General features: G+C 69.1%; 19 protein-coding genes. 16 read left to right on the top strand and 3 right to left on the bottom strand.

All coding sequences use genetic code 11. From position 1 onward, the window contains the following. The first annotated feature begins 29 nt into the window (after positions 1 to 29). The 4 genes from ACFXJL_RS22795 to prcA all read left to right on the top strand — a co-directional run bounded on the left by ACFXJL_RS22795 (position 30) and on the right by prcA (position 2,449). On the top strand, positions 30 to 245 hold the full coding sequence (locus ACFXJL_RS22795) for a ubiquitin-like protein Pup (protein ID WP_329016359.1): 216 nt from the start codon (positions 30 to 32) through the stop codon (positions 243 to 245). 403 nt (positions 246 to 648) lie between these two features. After that, positions 649 to 825: an endonuclease domain-containing protein gene (locus ACFXJL_RS22790; protein WP_358878235.1), complete on the top strand. Its 177-nt coding sequence runs from the start codon at positions 649 to 651 to the stop codon at positions 823 to 825. After that, positions 777 to 1,622 (top strand): proteasome subunit beta, encoded by an 846-nt coding sequence (gene prcB, locus ACFXJL_RS22785; RefSeq protein ID WP_358878234.1) that lies wholly within the window; start codon positions 777 to 779, stop codon positions 1,620 to 1,622. Before ACFXJL_RS22790 ends, prcB begins: the two co-directional genes overlap by 49 nt. Before the next feature lie 62 nt (positions 1,623 to 1,684). After that, on the top strand, positions 1,685 to 2,449 hold the full coding sequence (gene prcA / locus ACFXJL_RS22780) for a proteasome subunit alpha (RefSeq protein ID WP_329016351.1): 765 nt from the start codon (positions 1,685 to 1,687) through the stop codon (positions 2,447 to 2,449). Positions 2,450 to 2,585: 136 nt separating this feature from the next. Here the strand turns inward: prcA and ACFXJL_RS22775 are convergent, their stop codons facing one another. After that, positions 2,586 to 3,662 carry a LacI family DNA-binding transcriptional regulator gene (locus tag ACFXJL_RS22775; protein ID WP_384695154.1) on the bottom strand — a complete coding sequence of 359 codons (1,077 nt, stop codon included), beginning with the start codon at positions 3,660 to 3,662 and terminating at the stop codon, positions 2,586 to 2,588. Positions 3,663 to 3,808: 146 nt separating this feature from the next. On the opposite strand from ACFXJL_RS22775, the gene ACFXJL_RS22770 reads away from it, so the two are divergent. The 12 genes from ACFXJL_RS22770 to ACFXJL_RS22715 all read left to right on the top strand — a co-directional run bounded on the left by ACFXJL_RS22770 (position 3,809) and on the right by ACFXJL_RS22715 (position 16,548). Then, entirely contained in the window at positions 3,809 to 5,119 is a 1,311-nt protein-coding gene (locus tag ACFXJL_RS22770; RefSeq protein WP_358878232.1) for an MFS transporter, read from the top strand. Positions 5,120 to 5,128: 9 nt separating this feature from the next. Beyond that, a complete protein-coding gene (pafA, locus tag ACFXJL_RS22765) occupies positions 5,129 to 6,490 on the top strand; it encodes a Pup--protein ligase (protein WP_329016342.1) in 1,362 nt (453 codons plus the stop codon). Between the two features lie 130 nt (positions 6,491 to 6,620). After that, positions 6,621 to 7,559: an FKBP-type peptidyl-prolyl cis-trans isomerase gene (locus ACFXJL_RS22760; protein WP_384695150.1), complete on the top strand. Its 939-nt coding sequence runs from the start codon at positions 6,621 to 6,623 to the stop codon at positions 7,557 to 7,559. 97 nt (positions 7,560 to 7,656) lie between these two features. Further along, entirely contained in the window at positions 7,657 to 8,028 is a 372-nt protein-coding gene (locus tag ACFXJL_RS22755; protein ID WP_384637369.1) for an FKBP-type peptidyl-prolyl cis-trans isomerase, read from the top strand. 144 nt (positions 8,029 to 8,172) lie between these two features. After that, on the top strand, positions 8,173 to 9,153 hold the full coding sequence (locus ACFXJL_RS22750; RefSeq protein ID WP_384695147.1) for a helix-turn-helix transcriptional regulator: 981 nt from the start codon (positions 8,173 to 8,175) through the stop codon (positions 9,151 to 9,153). Positions 9,154 to 9,170: 17 nt separating this feature from the next. Continuing rightward, the gene (locus ACFXJL_RS22745) at positions 9,171 to 10,181 is read left to right on the top strand and encodes a WYL domain-containing protein (RefSeq protein ID WP_358878229.1); all 1,011 of its coding nucleotides are present in this window, start codon (positions 9,171 to 9,173) and stop codon (positions 10,179 to 10,181) included. Positions 10,182 to 10,277: 96 nt separating this feature from the next. Continuing rightward, complete coding sequence (locus ACFXJL_RS22740) at positions 10,278 to 10,541, top strand: hypothetical protein (protein ID WP_384637363.1); 264 nt, start codon at positions 10,278 to 10,280, stop codon at positions 10,539 to 10,541. Positions 10,542 to 10,551: 10 nt separating this feature from the next. Then, positions 10,552 to 10,749 (top strand): hypothetical protein, encoded by a 198-nt coding sequence (locus ACFXJL_RS22735; protein ID WP_384695143.1) that lies wholly within the window; start codon positions 10,552 to 10,554, stop codon positions 10,747 to 10,749. Positions 10,750 to 11,148: 399 nt separating this feature from the next. After that, positions 11,149 to 11,442, top strand: a complete 294-nt coding sequence (tatA, locus tag ACFXJL_RS22730) for a Sec-independent protein translocase subunit TatA (protein WP_358878227.1) — start codon at positions 11,149 to 11,151, stop codon at positions 11,440 to 11,442. A 62-nt stretch (positions 11,443 to 11,504) separates the two neighbouring features. Next, complete coding sequence (tatC, locus tag ACFXJL_RS22725; RefSeq protein ID WP_358878226.1) at positions 11,505 to 12,467, top strand: twin-arginine translocase subunit TatC; 963 nt, start codon at positions 11,505 to 11,507, stop codon at positions 12,465 to 12,467. Positions 12,468 to 12,556: 89 nt separating this feature from the next. Continuing rightward, positions 12,557 to 13,456 carry a diacylglycerol kinase gene (locus ACFXJL_RS22720; RefSeq protein ID WP_384695140.1) on the top strand — a complete coding sequence of 300 codons (900 nt, stop codon included), beginning with the start codon at positions 12,557 to 12,559 and terminating at the stop codon, positions 13,454 to 13,456. A 260-nt stretch (positions 13,457 to 13,716) separates the two neighbouring features. Continuing rightward, on the top strand, positions 13,717 to 16,548 hold the full coding sequence (locus ACFXJL_RS22715) for a DEAD/DEAH box helicase (protein ID WP_384695338.1): 2,832 nt from the start codon (positions 13,717 to 13,719) through the stop codon (positions 16,546 to 16,548). A gap of 170 nt (positions 16,549 to 16,718) precedes the next feature. Here ACFXJL_RS22715 and ACFXJL_RS22710 read toward each other — a convergent pair whose 3' ends face one another. Both ACFXJL_RS22710 and ACFXJL_RS22705 read right to left on the bottom strand, forming a co-directional pair. Then, positions 16,719 to 17,648, bottom strand: a complete 930-nt coding sequence (locus ACFXJL_RS22710; RefSeq protein WP_384695137.1) for an ADP-ribosylglycohydrolase family protein — start codon at positions 17,646 to 17,648, stop codon at positions 16,719 to 16,721. Positions 17,649 to 17,852: 204 nt separating this feature from the next. Beyond that, entirely contained in the window at positions 17,853 to 19,223 is a 1,371-nt protein-coding gene (locus ACFXJL_RS22705; RefSeq protein WP_384637353.1) for a cryptochrome/photolyase family protein, read from the bottom strand. Between the last annotated feature and the right edge of the window lie 72 nt (positions 19,224 to 19,295).

Raw genomic sequence — 19,295 nt, 5'->3', positions numbered from 1 at the left:
ATCAGGGCGAACCGAGCGGGGTGAGGGACATGGCGAAGGACACCGGCGGCGGGCAGCAGAAGGCCACGCGTTCCACGGAGGAGGTCGAGGAGCAGGCGCAGGACGCGCAGGCTTCGGAGGACCTCAAGGAGCGCCAGGAGAAGCTCAGCGACGATGTCGATTCCGTCCTCGACGAAATCGATGACGTCCTGGAGGAGAATGCGGAGGACTTCGTCAGGTCCTTCGTCCAGAAGGGCGGACAGTAGTCCGTCGGATATTGCCGGGGCGGCTGAGAATGCCGGAGTGAAGCGTCTCACTCGCTGTTGACCCGCGCTGTCGCGGGAAGCCTTTGCCGAAAATTGAGGCTTCCCGCGACGAATATCAGGCATATGGTCGACAGTATTCAGCTCTTTTGCATCCGCCCGACTGAGCGGATCCTGGAGCGAGGGCTCCGGCGCATCGGAGGATCGATGCACAGCAGTGGTCGCCGGCCTGTCGTCAGGCACGGCCCGAATCGGATATCCACGCTGTTCACTCCCCGGTTTCGCCCGGGAGCGGAGCAGTCGGGGACCGGTTGGCACCGGCGTCCGTACGGCGTGGGCGCGGCCGGGCGGAGCAGGCTGATCGCTGGCCGGCGAGGATTCCGATGTATCTGCCTCCGCCACACATGTGGATCACCGTCACAAGACGGGTAGTGTCCGTGGCGTATCGTGCTTCAACTGCAATTCGGCCATCGGCGAGTTGGGCGATGAGCCCCGCACCGTCCGTCGCGCTGCCGCTTACTTGGAGGGAAACGCGTGGAAGCCAACACTCGTAGCACCGGGCGTCTACCAGCTGCCTTCCTGACGCCTGGCTCGTCCTCATTCATGGACTTCCTGGGGGCGCACTCCCCGGACATGTTGCCGGGCAAGCGCGTCCTGCCTCCGCTCCAGGGGGCGGTCGAGGCGCCGCACGGCACGACCATCGTCGCCACCACGTTCCCCGGCGGTGTGGTGCTCGCCGGTGACCGACGGGCCACGATGGGCAACATGATCGCGCAGCGCGACATCGAGAAGGTCTTCCCCGCCGACGAGTACTCCGCGGTGGGCATCGCGGGCACTGCCGGTCTCGCGGTGGAGATGGTCAAGCTCTTCCAACTGGAACTGGAGCACTTCGAGAAGGTCGAGGGGACCCAGCTCTCCCTGGAGGGCAAGGCGAACCGGCTCTCCACGATGATCCGCAGCAATCTCGGCATGGCCATGCAGGGCCTCGCCGTCGTACCGCTCTTCGCGGGCTACGACGTCGATCGGGAGAGGGGCCGGATCTTCTCCTACGACGTGACCGGCGGCCGGTCCGAGGAGCACGGATACGCCGCGACGGGCTCGGGTTCGATCTTCGCCCGGGGCGCCATGAAGAAGCTCTACCGCGACGACCTCACCGAGGAGCAGGCGACCACACTGGTCGTCCAGGCGCTCTACGACGCGGCCGACGACGACTCGGCGACTGGTGGGCCCGATGTGGCCCGGCGGATCTACCCGATCGTCGCCGTGATCACGGAGGAGGGCGTTCGCAAGCTCAACGCCGAGGAGTCCGCTGGGATCGCCCGCGCGATCCTGGAGCGCCGCCTCGAACAGCCCGACGGCCCGCGCGCCGCGCTGCTCTGATGTTTCCCTGCCCGCCGCCGGGCGTTGCGCCCATGCCACTGACAGAAAGGGATGGATAGCCGGTGACGACACCGTTCTATGTCTCCCCAGCACAGGCCATGCAGGACCGGGCGGAGTACGCCCGGAAGGGCATCGCCCGTGGACGCAGCCTCGTTGTGCTGCAATACGCCGACGGCATCGTCTTCGTCGGCGAGAACCCCTCCCGAGCCCTGCACAAGTTCAGCGAGATCTACGACCGGATCGGCTTCGCCGCCGCCGGAAAGTACAACGAGTACGAGAACCTGCGCATCGGCGGTGTGCGCTACGCCGATCTGCGCGGATACACCTATGACCGTGACGACGTGACGGCGCGCGGTCTGGCCAACGTCTACGCCCAGACCCTCGGCACGATCTTCTCCAGCGCGGCCGAGAAGCCGTACGAGGTGGAGTTGGTCGTCGCCGAGGTCGGAGCCACCGCGGACGGCGACCAGATCTATCGGCTCCCGCACGACGGGTCGATCGTGGACGAGCACGGCTCGGTGGCGGTCGGCGGCAGCGCCGAGCAGATCAGCACCTTCCTCGATCAGCAGCACCGCGAGGGGATGACGCTGGCGGAGGCGCTCAAGCTGGCCGTCCAGGCGCTGTCCAACCAGCCCAACGGAGCCGATCGGGAGATTCCTGCGGATCGGCTGGAGGTCGCGGTCCTGGACCGCACCCGTCCGCAGCAGCGCAAGTTCAAGCGGATCGTGGGCCGGCAGCTGGTCCGCTTGCTGGAGGCTGACGGCGCGGCTTCGGCACCGACGGACGCGCCCTCGGACACCGAGGAGAGCGAGGGCGGCGAGGAGTAGCACGCTCGACGACCTGAAGGTGCCCCGGTCCCCCACCCGTGCGGTGGGGGACCGGGGCACGCTCATGATCTCCGCCGCCGCACGGGCCGCGGATGCCGTGGGCGCAGCAGGCGGCGTCACGGCCCCCGGGCGGGCCTCAGCCCGAGGAGGGGGAGGGCGCCGCGGTGGAACCCCGGACGACCAGGGAGACCGGTAGATCGCCCTCCGAGACCGTTTCGCCCGCCAGGAGGGCCAGGAGCGCCGACATGCCGCGCTCTCCCACCCGTTCGGCGGGCAGGCTCACGGTGGTGAACTCCGGTTCCACGGCGACGGACAGGGCGAGGTCGTCGAATCCGGTCACCGACACATCACCCGGGACGCTCAACCCCAGCCGACGAACGGCCTTGCAGGCCCCCGCGGCGAGGATGTCGCTGTCGCAGACGACCGCGGTCGCCCGCGCGCCCGGTTCGGTCAGGGCGTGCTGGACCACGTCGCGGGCGGCGTTCACGTCGAAGGGCGCGCGAACCGTCCGCAGCGATGTCCCGGCGACGCCCGCGAGGGCCTCGGCCAGTGCTCGGGCCCGTACGTCGAAGGTCCACGAGGGGATCGCCGACGCCAGATGGACGAAGCGCCGGTGACCGAGTTCGAGGAGGTGATCGGCGACCTGGTGGATACCGTCGCCGATGTCCAGGTTGACGCAGGCCGCCGCCTCCCGGTCGGATGGATCGCTGTCGAGCATCACCAGCGGGAGGTCCGCGTCCCGCAGGTCGGACAGTGCCTTCGCGGCCATGGACGAGGCGATGACCCCGTCGAGCGCGGCGCGTGCGGAGGCGAAGGGGTTCTTCGCCGGTCCGATGCCGTCGGGTGACGGGTAGACGACCACACCGAAGCCATGGTCGGCGGCGAGGGCCGCGGCGCCCGTGTAGACACGGGCGAAGAACTCGTTGGTGATCGCCGGGACGACGAGCAGTGCGGTCCTCGTGCAGCCGAGCCTGAGATTCCGGGCCGCGAGGTTGGGGCGGTAGCCGAGGGTGCTCGCCGCCGCCCGCACGGACTCCGCGGTGCGCACCGAGACCCGGCCGCGCCACTTGTCCCCGAGCACGAGGGAGACGGTCGCCTGTGAGACGCCGGCTACCCGGGCGACGTCACGGCTGGTCGGACGGGCTCCCGGTGTTCCGCCCGAGGCGCCGTCGCCCTGTCGTCGGGCGGGGCCCTGCGAAGAGCCGTTCGCCATCGTTGCCGTCCTCGGACTTGTTGGAGCCGCCCTGTTCCCCATGAATCCGGGGCGGCGGCACAGTAGACCCCCGGACTGTCGACATGGTACGTATAACGGCGGAAGTTATACGTAACACTCCGGTGTTTCGGGGAGAGGGACGAGCCATGGGTGCCAAGGCCACCGGAGCCACCGGATATGCAGACATCCTGAAGGCGCCGCACGCGGCGCGCCTGCTCGCGGGCACCCTCATCGGACGCCTCCCCAATGCCACGGCCCACATCGCCATCGTCCTGTTCACCCGGGCGGAAGGCGGTAGCTACACCCTCGCCGGCGGTCTCGCAGCCGCCTACGGCATCGCCACGGCGATAGGTCAGCCCCTCCTGGGGCGCGCGATCGACCTCCACGGCCAGCCGAAGGTGCAACTTCCCGCAGCCGTCGTATCGGCGCTCGGCATGGTGTTGCTGGCCGTGGTCGGCATCGGCTCGCTGCCGCTGGCGTACCTCGCCGTGGCGGTGGCCGGACTGTTCACCCCACCCCTCGAAGGCGGCTTGCGCGCACTGTGGCCCAGCGTGCTCGGGCGTCAGGACCGGGTGCACCGCGCGTACGCGATGGACGCGGTGGCCCAGGAGATCATGTTCACCCTCGGCCCGCTGTTGGTCACCGTGATCGTCTCCGTCTGGTCCGCCGCAGCCGCCCTTTTGGTGATCAATGTGATCGGGGTCCTCGGGGCGCTCTCCGTGGTCCTGTCCGAGCCCTCCCGCACCTGGCGCTCAGCCCCGCGGGACGCCCACTGGCTGGGCGCTCTGCGCTCGCCGGGACTGCTGGCGCTGCTGGGTTCCTTCTTCTTCGTCGGCCTCGCCCTCGGGTCCATCACGGTCGCGGGGGTGGCCTACGCGGACGACCACGGCCGGGAATCGGTCTACGGGATCCTGATGGCCGCCCTCGGCCTCGGAGCCCTCATCGGCGGCACCTTCTACGGCGCACGGCAGTGGGCCGGCGCCCCCGAGCGACGCTTGATGGTCCTGATCGCCCTGCTGGCGCTCGGCTATCTGCCCCTCGTGCTCACCCCGGGGGTGGTCCTGATGACCGTTCTGTCGGCCGTGGCCGGTGTGTTCCTCGCCCCCGCGATCGCCTGTGCGTTCATCGTGGTGGACCGCCACGCCCCCAGGGGCACGGTGACCGAGGCGTTCTCCTGGTTGGTCACGACGTTCGGCGTGGGAGCCGCGGCCGGAACCGCGGTCGCGGGCCCCGCCGCCGAGTGGGGCGGCACCGACTGGAGCTTCGCCGTCGCGGGTGTGGGAGGCATCGCCGCGCTCGTGGTGCTGGTGGCCACCCAGCGGGTCCTGGCGGCTCCCGAACGCACCAACGACATCGTGGGTTTCGGAGGCGGCCTTTCCGGACAGGGGGAGCCCGCAGCGGAAAATGATCGGAATGGGGCCGCCGAACCCGGTTTCAGCTCAGGGCTTGAGGCGTAATGTTCAGACATGGACCGCCGCATTTTCGGGCTGGAGAACGAGTACGGCGTCACGTGCACGTTCAGGGGACAGCGCCGACTGTCACCTGACGAAGTGGCGCGCTACCTCTTCCGCCGAGTTGTCTCCTGGGGCCGCAGTAGCAATGTCTTTCTGCGGAACGGCGCCCGCCTCTATCTCGATGTGGGTTCGCATCCGGAATACGCCACACCCGAATGCGACAACGTGACCGAGCTGGTCACCCACGACAAAGCAGGCGAGCGCATTCTCGAAGGTCTACTTGTCGACGCCGAAAGGCGTCTGCACGAGGAGGGGATCGCAGGCGACGTCTACCTGTTCAAGAACAACACCGACTCGGCCGGAAACTCCTACGGCTGCCATGAGAACTACCTGGTCGCACGGCACGGGGAGTTCTCCCGACTCGCGGACATCCTGATCCCCTTCCTGGTCACGCGCCAGCTGCTGTGCGGCGCGGGCAAGGTCCTTCAGACTCCGCGCGGCGCGGTGTACTGCGTCAGCCAGCGCGCCGAGCACATCTGGGAGGGCGTCAGCTCCGCCACCACCCGCTCACGCCCCATCATCAACACCCGGGACGAGCCGCACGCCGACGCCGAGCGCTACCGGCGCCTCCACGTCATCGTGGGCGACTCCAACATGTCCGAGACGACCATGCTGCTCAAGGTCGGCGCCACCGATCTGGTGCTCCGCATGATCGAGGCGGGCACCGTCATACGCGATCTCACCCTGGAGAACCCGATTCGGGCGATCCGCGAGGTCAGCCATGACATCACCGGCCAGCGCAAGGTCCGACTGGCCAGCGGGCGCGAAGCCTCCGCACTGGAGGTCCAGCGCGAGTACTACGAGAAGGCCGTGGACTTCGTCGACCGGCGCGGCATCCGTACCGGCACCGTCGAGCAGGTGCTGGAGCTCTGGGGCCGCACGCTCGACGCGATCGACGCACAGGACCTCGACCGGATCGGCACCGAGATCGACTGGGTCATGAAGTACCAGCTCATCGAGCGGTACCGGGCCAAGCACAACATGACCATGTCGCATCCGCGGGTCGCTCAGATAGACCTCGCCTACCACGACATCCACCGCCGGCGCGGCCTGTACTACCTTCTGGAGCGCAAAGGTCAGGCCGCCCGCATCTGCAACGACGTCAAGATCTTCGAGGGCAAATCGGTGCCCCCGCAGACCACCAGGGCCCGGCTGCGCGGCGACTTCATCCGTCGTGCACAGGAGCAGCGCAGGGACTTCACCGTCGACTGGGTCCACCTCAAGCTCAATGACCAGGCGCAGCGGACCGTGCTCTGCAAGGACCCGTTCCGTTCCGTCGACGACAGGGTGGAGAAGCTCATCGCGGGCATGTAGCGACGCGAGCGGTGCCGGACACGTACACACGTCTGGAACGCCACCCGGGCCCCGTGCGTTCTTCGTGCGGGGCCCTTGGCACGCCCTAGAGTATCCGGGACCGTAGTGACGTCTGAGATCTGAGGAACACGTGCGCCGACTAGCCGGCCTTGTTGTCGTCCCCTTGCTGCTGTTGTCGACAGTGGCTTGCGGCAGCGAAGACAAGGGCTCTGACTCCGTCTCGTCCAAGGGCGGGCTGCCCGCCATCACCGCCGGTGCGAAGTTCGGCGAGAAGCCGACGCTGGCCAAGGGCGAAGGCGATCCGCCCAAGCAGCTCAAGATCGAGGTCATCAGCGCGGGCAAGGGCGAGGTCCTCAAGAAGGGCGACCTGACCCAGGTGAACTACCTCGGTCAGGAGTGGGACGAGGACAAGCCCTTCGACAACAGCTTCGACCGCGGCAAGCCGTTCGACGTGACGATCGGTGCGCCCGGCGTCATCGAGGGCTGGCAGAAGGCGCTCGCCAACCAGAAGGTCGGCAGCCGTCTTGAGGTGTCGATCCCGCCGGACCTCGGGTACGGCGCGCAGGGGCAGGGCGACATCAAGGCCAACGCCACGCTGGTCTTCGTGATGGACATCGTGGGTGCGAAGGCCGTGCCGGTCTCCGCGAAGGGCTCCGAGGTCGCGCAGGACAACAAGGACCTGCCGAAGGTCGCCACCAACACCGACGGCAAGGCCCCCAAGGTAACCATCCCCGCCTCGGCCCCGCCGAAGGACCTCGTCTCCTCGTACGTCCTGGAGGGCACCGGTCCCGAGCTGACCGCCAAGGACGGCGTCGTCGTGAAGTACGACGCGTTCGTCTGGCAGGGCGCGAAGCCGCTCGGAGGCACCTACCAGTCGGACGCCACCATCACCTGGCAGCTGGGCCAGCTGCCGGTGAAGGGCATCAAGGACGGCGTGATCGGCAAGAAGCTCGGCAGCCGGATCCTGCTGGTCATCCCGCCCGGCCAGGGCTTCCCCGACCAGGAGCAGCAGGGCATCCCCAAGGACGCCACGCTGGTGTTCACGGTCGATCTGCTGACCAAGCCGTAGCCGACCGCGGACCGGCACCGGCCCCGGGCGGCGTCACCCCGTTTGAAGTGCAAGACTGTCCGGGTTGCCGCGTTCACGATTCAGAGGAGCAGTAGTAGTGAGCATCGAGAAGCCCGAGATCGACTTCCCGGGCGGCGAGCCGCCGGCCACCCTGGAGATCAAGGACATCTGGGAGGGCGACGGCCCCGAGGCCAAGGCGGGCGACGTCGTCTCCGTCCACTACGTGGGCGTGGCCTTTTCCACCGGTGAGGAGTTCGACGCCTCCTGGAACCGCGGCAATCCGCTTCAGTTCAAGCTCGGCGTCGGCCAGGTCATCGCGGGTTGGGACCAGGGTGTGCAGGGCATGAAGGTCGGCGGCCGTCGTCAGCTGATCATCCCCGCCAAGCTGGCCTACGGGGACCGCGGCGCGGGCAATGCGATCAAGCCCGGCGAGACGCTGATCTTCGTCTGTGACCTGATCGCCGTCTGACCGGTATTCGCCGTTCGGCCTCCAAACGGCCGGTAAGGGCCCATGCTCCTAGGAGCATGGGCCTTCGGCTTTTGTCCGGACACCCTGGGGCGGTACGGTCAGCAGGGCGGAAGCGACTCGATCAGATAGAGGTGCAGGGCGTCGATGGCGATTGCCAAGGCCGAGCGGCTGGTGAACCTGGCGCTGTGCCTTCTCGGGACGAGGCGTCCGCTGTCCAAGCGCGAACTCCGCGGCTCCATCGAGGCGTACGTGGAGACGTTCGGTCCGGGGGACGGCGCGGGCAGCTCGGACGAGTCCTTCAACCGGATGTTCGAGCGCGACAAGGATGACTTGAGGGAACTCGGACTCGTCATCGAGACCGTGGAGAACCTCGACGGCGAGATGGGCTACCTCGCCCGCAGGGACAGCAACCGCCTGCCACCGATCACCCTGGACGCCGAAGAGGCCGCCGCCCTGGGCGTTGCCGCAGGCGTCTGGCAGCAGGCGCGGCTGGCCGGTGCCGCCAGCGGCGCGCTCCAGAAACTGCGCGCGGCCGGGATGCCCGAGGCCGAGGACGCGTTCGACAGTCAGCTCACCGCGCTGGAGCCGCGCATCCCGGTCCGGGAGGCCGCGTTCGAGCCGTTGATGCTGGCCTGCCGTGACCGGCGCCCGGTGATCTTCGAGTACCGCAAGGCCACCGCGGCCCGTCCGGAGCAGCGTCAGGTCGAACCCTGGACGCTGGAGTGCTGGCGCGGGCATTGGTATCTGGCGGGTTGGGACCGCGACCGGGGCGGTGAGCGGGTGTTCCGGCTCTCACGCATCACCGGCAAGGTCCGTTCGCGTGCCGGCGCGTTCACCGCCCCGGTGCCCGATGTGGTCACCGTGCGGGAGACCGTGGAGAGCTGGGCGGGGGAGACCGCCACCCGTACCGCCCGGATCAGGCTGCGCACCGACTGCGGCTATCCGCTGCGGGCGCGGGCGACGGCCGTACGGGAGATCGACGCCGACTGGGACGAGTTGGAGATTCCCTACGGACACGGGCTGGACGCGTGGCTCGTGGAGTTCGGCCCGGACGTCGTGGTGGTGGAGCCCGCTGATCTGCGGGCCGAAGTGGTGGACCGGCTGCTCGCCGTGGCACAGGGCTGAGGGGGACTCGTACGACTATGGCCGCCAACGCCATTGACCAGACCCGGCGGATGCTGTCGCTGGTGACCTATCTGAGGGAGCGCCCCGGCGCACGCGTCGGGGATGTCGCCCGGGCCTTCGGGATCACCGAGGACGAACTGATCGCCGACCTCGACGTGCTGCCGATGTGCGGAACCAGCTTCCGCGGCGGCGACCTCCTCGACATCGACACCGACGGGGACCACATCTGGTGGCACAACCCCGACGATGTCGCCGAACCGCTGCGGATCGCCGCGGACGAGGCGACCGCGCTACTGGTCGCGGCGCGTGCGGTGGCGACGCTGCCCGGGCTCCGCGAGGGGGACCGGGACGCCCTGCTCCGCGCCACCGCCAAGTTGGAAGCGGCGGCGGGGGAGGCCGCGGGCGCCAGTTCCCGGCTCTCGGTGACCTTCGAGTCCGAGGGCGGGGTCTTCGCCGATGTGGATCGGGCGATCTCCGAGCGGCGGCGGCTCTGGCTGCGCTACTACTCGCCCGCGCGGGACGAGCTGACCGAGCGCGAGGTCGATCCCATCCGGCTGTTCGCGGTGGGGCACACCTATCTGGAGGGATGGTGTCGGCTCTCGGAGGCCCGCCGTACCTTCCGTCTCGATCGCGTTGCCGAGATCAAGCTGCTCGACGCTCCCTCCGCGCCGCCCGAGCTTGAGCTGCGGGACCTGTCCGAGGCTCTGGTGCAGCCCTCGGCAGATGACCCGGAGGTCGTGGTCGAGGTGGGTCCCGCCGGTCGGTGGGTGGCGGAGTACTACCCGCACGAAGGGGCCGAGGAGCTCCCCGACGGCGGTCTGCGGATCACGGTGCGCACCCCGGTTCCGGCGTCGCTGCGCAGGCTGGCGCTCAGATTGGGTCGCGACGGGCGGATCACGGCCCCGGTCGAGTTGGCGCAGAGCGCCAAGCTGGCCGCACGGCAGGCACTCGCCGCCTACGGGGTGGACCCGGAGACCGGAGAGGGTACGGGAGTCCCGGTGCCGGAGCAGTTGTCCGGCCAGCTCTAGTCGCCCCCGACGTCGGGGTTCCGGACGGTCCGGATCGACCCCGGCGATCAGATGGGGAAGTCACCCCGCCGGTCAGGACAAGGAGAGCCGCACCGCATGTCTCTGATGTCGTCAGTCACTTCCGCACACGGGCCGGTGCTGTTCACCGCCGCCTGTCCCGACTGCCGCGCCCGCTTCGACTTGTCGGCCGAGGCGCTGCGACTGGCGATCGGGGCCAGTCACCGTACGACCTTCTACTCCTTCACCTGTCCCGAGTGCGGTACGTCGGTGCGCAAGCCGGCCGGGGAGCGCATCGTCGAGATGCTCACCGTCGGCGGGGTCCGCACCCTGCGGCTCACCCGGCCGACGGGAACCGTCTAGGCTCGGCCGCATGTTCTGGCCCATGATCGCCATTGCCCTCGGCTTCCTCGGGATCGCCATTCTCGGTGTCCTCGGCGTCCGGGTGTTCATCGAGACGCAGCGGCTCGGGCGCGAGGTCGCCCGGACCACCGATCGCATCGGCCGTGCTGTGGAGGACCTGGAGCGGGCGGCGTCCGACCTCGCCCGCACCGGCGAGACCCTGCGCTAGGTGTACTGATCACAAGCCGCTAGGTGTACTGATCACAAGCGTTGACCACAGGGGCTGCGCCCCGAGCCTGCTGTGGGCCCCCGGGGGCCGGGTGCGTATCACGGAGTGGGACGCCGAACACCCGGAACGAAAGCTTCCGAAGGGGATCGGGCGATGTCCAATCACCTCAGGGGGGCACACTTCGGGAGATCGCCCCCGATCTCGCCCCTGCTGTATGCCTCGGCAGGACGGTACGCTGAGGGACGGCGGTCACGGGTAATGAGGCGCCGGCCGCAAACGGGAGTACGCAAGGGGATTGCCTTGTGTTCACCCGTGAGAGTTACGATCGCAGCCGGTCGCGGCTCGACCACCGCTACCGCAGCTCAGCCCCATGCCGCCTCGGTGAGAAGGTACACGCTTATGTTCGGACGGATCGGCGCTCCGGAGATCATCCTGATCCTCGTCGTCATCATCCTGCTGTTCGGTGCCAAGAAGCTTCCGGACATGGCCCGTTCCCTCGGCAAGTCCGCCCGAATCCTCAAGAGCGAGGCCAAGGCGATGAAGTCGGACGGTCAGCAGACCGCCCCGGCCGCTCCGCCGCAGCCCGGCGCCCCGGAGGACAACGTCCCCGCCCCGCGCACGATCAAGGCAGCGCCAGGGGACGTGAGCAGTTCGCGTCCCGTGGCCGAGCCCACGGACTCCACCCAGCGCTGAGACAGGGCCGCCCACAGGCCCGGTCACCGGTGCGGGCCTGTCGCACGAGATGAGGACGTGGGTTGCTCAAGTCTGCCCGCAAGCAGGAGAAGGACCCCGAGGGCCGGATGCCCCTCGTGGAGCACCTGCGTGAGCTCCGGAACCGCCTCGCCAAGGGGCTGCTGGCCGTTGTCGTCGTCACGGTCGTCGCGGCCTTCTTCTACAACGACATCATCAACTTCTTCACCAAGCCGGTCCTGGAGTCGGTCGGATGCGCCGACTCCTTCTCCGAGCTGAGGAAGCAGCCGGCGGGCACCACCTGCGCCCAGATCACCATCAACGGTCTCCTGACGCCCTTCACCCTGGCCCTCAAGGTCTCCCTGATGGCGGGTGTGGTGCTTGCCTCGCCGATCTGGCTCTACCAGCTCTGGGCGTTCCTCGCGCCCGGTCTCCACAAGAGCGAGAAGAAGTACGCGCTGGCGTTCGTCGGCGCGGGGTTCCCGCTCTTCCTCGGCGGCGGCTGGTTCGCCTACCAGGTGCTGCCCACCACAGCGAAGGTCCTGATCGAGTTCACCCCGTTCGGCGTGGACAACCTGTTGCCGCTGGACGACCTGCTCGATCTGGTCACCCGCATGGTGATCGTCTTCGGACTCGCCTTCGAACTACCGCTGCTCCTGGTCCTGCTCAACCTCGGTTCGGTGATGACCGGGCGCAAGATGCTCGGCTGGTGGCGCGGAATGATCATGGGGATCACGGTCTTCTCCGCCCTCGCGACCCCGAGTACCGACCCGCTGACGATGGTCCTCCTGGCCGCGCCGATCGTCGTCCTGTACTTCTTCGCCACCGCCTTCTCCCTGCTCAACGACCGACGGCGGGCGATCCGCGAGGCCAAGGGACCCGGTGCGGACGAAGCATCCGACCTTGACCTCACCCCCGAGGACGTCGGTGGCATCGAGCCGGTGGGAGCCTCGCGCTCGCTCCCGGAGCAGGCGAGCGGCGACGGCAGACGGGCCCACCAGCTCAACGGGTACGACGACATCACCTGAGACCTGCCCGCTACCGAGGGCGGAACCCGTCACCGTCCGACGCCGCCGAGCCTGCTGGCACGGCTGCGACGTGCAGTAACGTCTCGCGGGTGACCAGCGAGATCACCCTTTTCGTCAATCCCACCGCAGGGCGCGGTCGCGGTGCGGGCGCGGCCCAGCCCGCCGCCCGTGCCCTGCGGGAAGCCGGCTTCTCGGTACGCACCCTCGTGGGCGAGGACGCCCCGGACGCCCTGCGCCGGGCACGTGCCGCCGTCGTCGGCGGTACCGGGGCGCTGATAGCCGTCGGCGGTGATGGAATCGTGTCCCTCGCCCTCCAGGCCGTCGCCGGGACCACCACCCCGCTCGGAGTGATCGCCGTGGGCACCGGCAACGACTTCGCCCGAGCACTGGATCTGCCCATAGGAGATCCAGCGGGTGCAGGGAGGGTGACGGCACGGGCGCTGCGCGACGGCACGACTCGTGAAATCGACCTGGGGCGGGTGGGGCGGACCTGGTTCGGCACGGTCCTGGCCAGCGGCTTCGACTCGCGTGTGAACGACCGCGCCAACCGGATGAGCTGGCCGCGCGGTCGCTTCAGCTATGACATCGCGATGCTCGCCGAACTCATGGCCCTGCGTCCGCTCTCTTACCGCATGAGCCTCGACGATGGACCGCCGCGCACCCTGGAAGCCACCCTCATCGCCATCGGCAACGGACCTTCCTACGGCGGTGGGATGCGGATCTGTGCGGGCGCTGAGATGGACGACGGGCTCTTCGACGTGACCGTGGTCGGACAGTGCACCCGCACCACCCTGCTGAGGGTCTTTCCCCGTGTCTACCGCGGGACCCATCTCGACCATCCGAAGGTCACCGTCCACCGGGCCCGCTCGATCACCCTGGAGGCGGAGGGGATCACCGGCTACGCGGACGGCGAGTCATTGGGTCCGCTGCCCCTGACCGCCACCTGTGTGACCGGAGCGGTGCAGGTGCTCACCCACGGTCACGGGTGACGAACTCCCCGCGGCGATGGATCCGCAGGGCTTCCCCGCCGGACACCGTGTCCCCGACCCGCTGGACACCGTGTCCCCGACCGTTCGGGTCGCCCCTCGACATCCGAGGGCCCGAAGTCAGGCAGGGCGGGCGCCACGGCTCGACGCCCCACGTTTGCCGGTCCATCACCCGACCAGGGCGGCGACGCGCACCCGGGGCGACAATCCGTCGATTAAGGCCGCGCTGACTGTCGTACCCGGCGGGTAGGCTCGTGAGCAAGATGACCGAGGATCTCTCTCCCGCAGAGCGCTACGCCGCCGCCCGCATCCGCGCCGTTGAGGAAGCCACCGCGCTGGCCCCCTTCCGCGAGATGTACGAGTTCGATCTGGACCCCTTCCAGATCGAAGCCTGTCAGGCCCTGGAAGCGGGCAGGGGTGTGCTCGTTGCCGCGCCCACCGGCTCAGGGAAGACCATCGTCGGCGAATTCGCCGTCCATCTCGCCCTGCAACAGGGCCGCAAGTGCTTCTACACCACGCCCATCAAGGCCCTGTCCAACCAGAAGTACACCGACCTCGCCAAACGGTACGGGGCGGACCGGGTGGGCCTGCTCACCGGCGACAACAGCGTGAACGCCGACGCCCCGGTGGTCGTGATGACCACCGAGGTCCTGCGGAACATGCTGTACGCCGGGTCCCAGGCGCTCCGCGGCCTCGGCTATGTCGTGATGGACGAGGTTCACTATCTGTCCGACCGCTTCCGGGGCGCGGTCTGGGAAGAAGTGATCATCCACCTCCCCGAGTCGGTGACGCTGGTGTCGCTCTCGGCGACCGTGTCGAACGCCGAGGAGTTCGGTGACTGGCTCGACACGGTCCGTGGCGACACCGAGGTGATCGTCTCGGAGCACCGCCCGGTGCCCCTGTGGCAGCACGTCATGGCAGGTCGCCGGATGTACGACCTCTTCGAGGAGGAGACCGACCACGGAGGTCGCGGTGTCGGCCGCCGCGAGGTCAATCCCGATCTCGTCCGGCTCGCCCGGATGGAGAACCAGCGCTCGTACAACCCTCGTGACCGACGTCGCGGCAAGATGGTCCGCGAGGCCGACCGTGAGCGCGAGCGGCGTCAGCGCAGCCGGATCTGGACGCCGGGGCGGCCTGAGGTCATCGAGCGCCTCGACGCCGAGGGGCTGTTGCCCGCGATCACCTTCATCTTCAGCAGGGCCGGCTGTGAAGCCGCGGTCCAACAGTGTCTGTACGCCGGGCTGCGGCTCAACGACGACAGTGCGCGGCTGCGGGTCCGCGAGATCGTGGAGGAGCGCACGGCCAGCATTCCCACCGAAGACCTCCATGTCCTTGGCTACTACGAATGGTTGGAGGGCCTGGAGCGGGGCATCGCCGCGCACCACGCCGGAATGCTCCCCACCTTCAAGGAGGTCGTGGAGGAGCTGTTCGTCCGTGGGCTGGTGAAGGCCGTGTTCGCCACCGAGACCCTTGCGCTCGGCATCAACATGCCCGCGCGTTCGGTCGTCCTGGAGAAGCTCGTCAAGTGGAACGGCGAGCAGCACGCCGACATCACCCCCGGTGAGTACACGCAGCTCACCGGTCGGGCCGGGCGGCGCGGCATCGATGTCGAGGGCCACGCGGTGGTGTTGTGGCAGCGGGCGATGGACCCGGCCGCACTCGCGGGCCTCGCCGGCACCCGTACCTATCCCCTGCGGTCCAGCTTCAAGCCGTCGTACAACATGGCGGTCAACCTGGTGCAGCAGTTCGGTCGACACCGCTCGCGGGAGCTGCTGGAGACCTCGTTCGCCCAGTTCCAGGCGGACCGCTCGGTCGTGGGCATCTCACGGCAGGTCCAGAAGAACGAGGCGGGGCTCGAAGGCTACCGCGAGGGCATGACCTGTCACCTGGGCGACTTCGAGGAGTACGCACGGCTGCGCCGCGACCTCAAGGACCGGGAAACGGAGTTGGCCAAGCAGGGCAGCGCGCAGCGTCGGGCCGCCGCGGCCGTCTCGTTGGAGCGGCTCAAGCCGGGCGATGTGATTCATGTGCCCACGGGCAAGTTCGCCGGGCTGGCGCTCGTCCTGGATCCGGGGCTGCCGGCCGGGAGGACCAACGGACACCGCGGGTTCGAGCACCACGACGGTCCTCGTCCGGTCGTCCTGACGGCAGAGCGGCAGGTCAAGCGGTTGGCCTCGATTGACTTTCCGGTGCCCGTGGAGGCCCTGGACCGGATGCGCATCCCCAAGACCTTCAATGCGCGCTCACCCCAGTCCCGGCGTGACCTGGCGTCGGCGTTGCGGACGAAGGCCGGACACATCGTGCCCGAGCGGCACCGCAAGGAGCGCTCCGCCGCGGCCGATGACCGGGAGATCGCCCGGCTGCGGACCGAACTGCGCGCCCATCCGTGTCATGGCTGTGCCGAGCGGGAGGACCATGCCCGCTGGGCCGAGCGGTACCACCGACTCCAGCGGGACACCCGGCAGTTGGAGCGGCGCATCGAGGGGCGCACCAACACGATCGCCCGCACCTTCGACCGCATCGTCGCCCTGCTGACCGAGATGGACTATCTGCGCGGTGACGAGGTCACGGCGCACGGCAAACGACTGGCCCGGCTCTATGGAGAGTTGGACCTCCTCGCGAGCGAATGCCTCCGGGACCGGGTGTGGGAGGGACTCAGTCCTGCGGAGCTCGCCGCCTGCGTCTCGGCCCTCGTCTACGAGGCACGTCAGTCGGATGATGCGGTCGCACCCAAGGTTCCCGCCGGCAGGGCACAGGCCGCGCTCGGTGAGATGGTCCGCATCTGGGGTCGACTGGACGCCCTGGAGGAAGACTTCAAGATCAACCAGGCGGAGGGGGTGGGCCAGCGGGAGCCCGACCTCGGCTTCGCCTGGGCCGTCCACCAGTGGGCGTCGGACAAGAGCCTCGACGAGGTGCTCAGGGAAGCGGAGATGCCCGCCGGCGACTTCGTCCGCTGGTGCAAGCAGGTGATCGACGTTCTGGGTCAGATCGCCGCCGCGGCGCCGACCGAAGACGGCAGCACGGTGTCGAAGAACGCCCGCAAGGCCGTCGACGCCCTGTTGCGCGGTGTGGTGGCGTACAGCTCGGTGGGGTGACGCCCGTTGGTCAGCTGGGGCCGGGGTGCCGTACGGCGCTCCTGCCCCAGCCTGACCGGTGAGCTGCACACCGTTCGCCGACCGGCCGACCAGGACCGTCGCCACTGAACGGCGGATCGACGACGGCCGGGCTGAGCTTCAGGGCGGCAGAGCATCAGGGTGCCAGGGCGTTAGTGGGTGAGTGCCATGGCCAACGACACCAGATCCGGTGTGCGCAACACGGAGCCGAATCCGGGCAACGGTACGTGCAAGGGCTCCAACCAGCGGTCGGGGATCGCCGAACCCCCGTACACCGCCCCCGTCAGCATTCCCGTCACTGCGGCCACCGTGTCCGTGTCGCCGCCCAGGTCGATCGCCGCGGCCAGGGACTCCTCGTAGGAACCGGTCGTCCGAAGCGCCCACACCGCGGATCCGAGGCACGGCCACACCGCGCCGTTGAACTCGGTGGCGTCCTGGGGTTGCCAGTCCGGTGCCAACACCGTGGCCCAACGGTCCCGATGCGCCGAGTCCACCTGCTCCAGGGCGGAGTCGACCGCAGCACCGGGGTCCTCGCCCGCCAGTGCCACGCGGACCAACTCATGCAGGATCGCCGTGCCTTCCCACGCCGCCCGGTCCCCGTGGGTGAGTGCCGCTATCCGGCGGCCGGCCGACATCGTCACCTCACGTCCGGCGGGGGCGAAGTACACGGCAGCGGTGGAGGCACGCATCAGGGAGCCGTTCCCCGCCGAGTGGCCGGTGATCCGGAAGTGGTGGGCCGCCGCCCGATCCCAGGGGAGTCCACTGGTGAGGACGTCCTCCGTCTGTAGCCCTATGTCCTTGGGCTCGCCGGTCACCCACTGTTGGAACCGCCCGAAGACGTCCACCGGGTCGAGGCCGCGGTGCAACAGGAGCGAGTGCCCCACCAGGACCGCCATCTGCGTGTCGTCGGTGGCCTCGCCCGGATCCCAGCCGCCGCCCCCGCACATCACGCCGACCCCGCTCGGGAACTCCCGCGCGAACACCCCTCGTTCACGGAACTCGAAGGGCGCCCCCAACGCGTCCCCGACCGCCGATCCCACAACGGCACCCACCACCCGGTCCAGCCGGTCCTTGTGTTGCATCGCCCCAGCCTAGGCCCAGGCGGCACATGTCAGTCCGGCCCGGGGTGCGGTGGACGCCCAACGACCCAACGCAGCCCCGGATCCAGCTCCCTTGCCCCGATCCGGGCGGCCACAGCCCTGAATCACGCGTGCCCGATGTGATCCGACGGCACATCGCGGGTGTGACAACACGGCGATGAAATGTGGCCCGCACTCCACCCGATCTCAGTGGAGGCCGCGTGCGTGCTCGAACCGGGCCCTGCCCTCCGCCGGGTCGATCAAGGGTTCCGGATAGTCGAGTCGGGCCCGCTCCAGGTCTCCCAGCTCCTGTGGTCGATGGATCTTCGCCCCGGCAAGCTCGGCCAACTCGGGCACCCACCGCCGTACGTAGTCGCCCTTGGGGTCGAACCGCTGCGCCTGCGCCAGCGGGCTGAGGACGCGATTGGGTCGGGTATCCGTCCCCGTTCCCGCCACCCACTGCCAGTTCAACTGGTTGTTGGCCATGTCTCCGTCGACCAGCAGGCTCAGGAAGTGCCGCGCACCCGCCCGCCAGTCCAGATAGAGGGTCTTGGCCAGATAGCTGGCGGTCAGCAGCCGGGCCCTGTTGTGCATCCACCCCTCGTGCAGCAGCTGCCGCATCCCCGCGTCCACGATCGGACAGCCGGTGCGTCCCTCCTGCCAGGCGGCGAGTTCCTTGTCGTCATGACGCCAGTGGTCCTGTCGGGAGCGGTAGTCGGTGTGGGCTGCGTCAGGACGGGCTGCCAGTACCTGATGGTGGAAGTCCCGCCAGGCCAGCTGGCGTACGAAAGCCTCGGCGCCCGGGCCGCCGCGCTTGCGGGCCCGCTGCACGAGTTCGGTCGCCGACAGCGTGCCGAAGTGCAGATGCGGCGACAACCGGGAAGTGGCGTCGCCTTGGAGGTCGTCGTGGCGTTCTTCGTAGGCGTCCGCACCGGCGGTCCGATCGGCCAGCCAGGCGGTCAGCCGAAGCCTGCCCTCCCGTTCGCCACCGCGGGCCAGCCCGGGGGAGAGCCCCGGGACCGCTGAACGCCGAGGCAGCGGATGGCCGGGCAGCTCGGGGACGTCGATCCGGCGCGGCGCGCCCAGCGCCCGGCGCAATCCGATCGCTTCCCAGCGGCGGAAGTAGGGCGTGAAGACGGCGAAGTGGTCCTTGCCCGTGGGAGTGACCTGACCCGGCGGCAGCGCGGTGATCACCCCGTCGTGGACTTCGAGGGTGCAACGCAACTCTTGGAGCGCGCGTCGGAGCTGGTCCTCGCGTTGGCGGGCGTAGCTGCTGACACCCGCAGCGATGTGCACCGTGTGGGCTCCGGTCTCGGTCACCACCCGACAGACCTGCTCGGTGACATCGCCGGTACGGACCACCAGCCGGCCGCCACGCTCCCGTAGATGGGTGTCGAGGGAGGCCAGGCAGTCGGCGAGGAAGGCCCGTCGATTCGGGGCGTCGAAGCCGGCCAGGCTCACCCCCCGGTCCACGACAAACAGGGGGACGACCGAGTCGGCGGTACGGACCGCTGCACTCAGGGCGGGCTGGTCGTGCACCCGCAGGTCGGAGGTGAACAGCATCACGGACACACTCATGCGCCGACCCTCCCGGGGTGCGGCGGCAGGGGTGTACACGCTGGTGCGGGGGGCGTGGGATCGGTCAGGGCG

Origin of the sequence: Streptomyces sp. NPDC059256 (genome assembly GCF_042753785.1) — a bacterium.
Taxonomy (GTDB): Bacteria; Actinomycetota; Actinomycetes; order Streptomycetales; family Streptomycetaceae; genus Streptomyces.
This window is presented reverse-complemented; position numbering and strand designations above follow the sequence as displayed.

Coding starts and splice junctions, on each gene's coding strand:
- pafA (WP_329016342.1), top strand. CDS start 5,129: ATGGACCGCCGCATTTTCGGGCTGGAGAACGAGTACGGCGTCACGTGC.
- ACFXJL_RS22745 (WP_358878229.1), top strand. CDS start 9,171: ATGGCCGCCAACGCCATTGACCAGACCCGGCGGATGCTGTCGCTGGTG.
- ACFXJL_RS22735 (WP_384695143.1), top strand. CDS start 10,552: ATGTTCTGGCCCATGATCGCCATTGCCCTCGGCTTCCTCGGGATCGCC.
- ACFXJL_RS22715 (WP_384695338.1), top strand. CDS start 13,717: ATGACCGAGGATCTCTCTCCCGCAGAGCGCTACGCCGCCGCCCGCATC.
- tatA (WP_358878227.1), top strand. CDS start 11,149: ATGTTCGGACGGATCGGCGCTCCGGAGATCATCCTGATCCTCGTCGTC.
- ACFXJL_RS22710 (WP_384695137.1), bottom strand. CDS start 17,648: ATGCAACACAAGGACCGGCTGGACCGGGTGGTGGGTGCCGTTGTGGGA.
- ACFXJL_RS22705 (WP_384637353.1), bottom strand. CDS start 19,223: ATGAGTGTGTCCGTGATGCTGTTCACCTCCGACCTGCGGGTGCACGAC.
- ACFXJL_RS22750 (WP_384695147.1), top strand. CDS start 8,173: ATGGCGATTGCCAAGGCCGAGCGGCTGGTGAACCTGGCGCTGTGCCTT.
- ACFXJL_RS22795 (WP_329016359.1), top strand. CDS start 30: ATGGCGAAGGACACCGGCGGCGGGCAGCAGAAGGCCACGCGTTCCACG.
- ACFXJL_RS22770 (WP_358878232.1), top strand. CDS start 3,809: ATGGGTGCCAAGGCCACCGGAGCCACCGGATATGCAGACATCCTGAAG.
- ACFXJL_RS22775 (WP_384695154.1), bottom strand. CDS start 3,662: ATGGCGAACGGCTCTTCGCAGGGCCCCGCCCGACGACAGGGCGACGGC.
- ACFXJL_RS22740 (WP_384637363.1), top strand. CDS start 10,278: ATGTCTCTGATGTCGTCAGTCACTTCCGCACACGGGCCGGTGCTGTTC.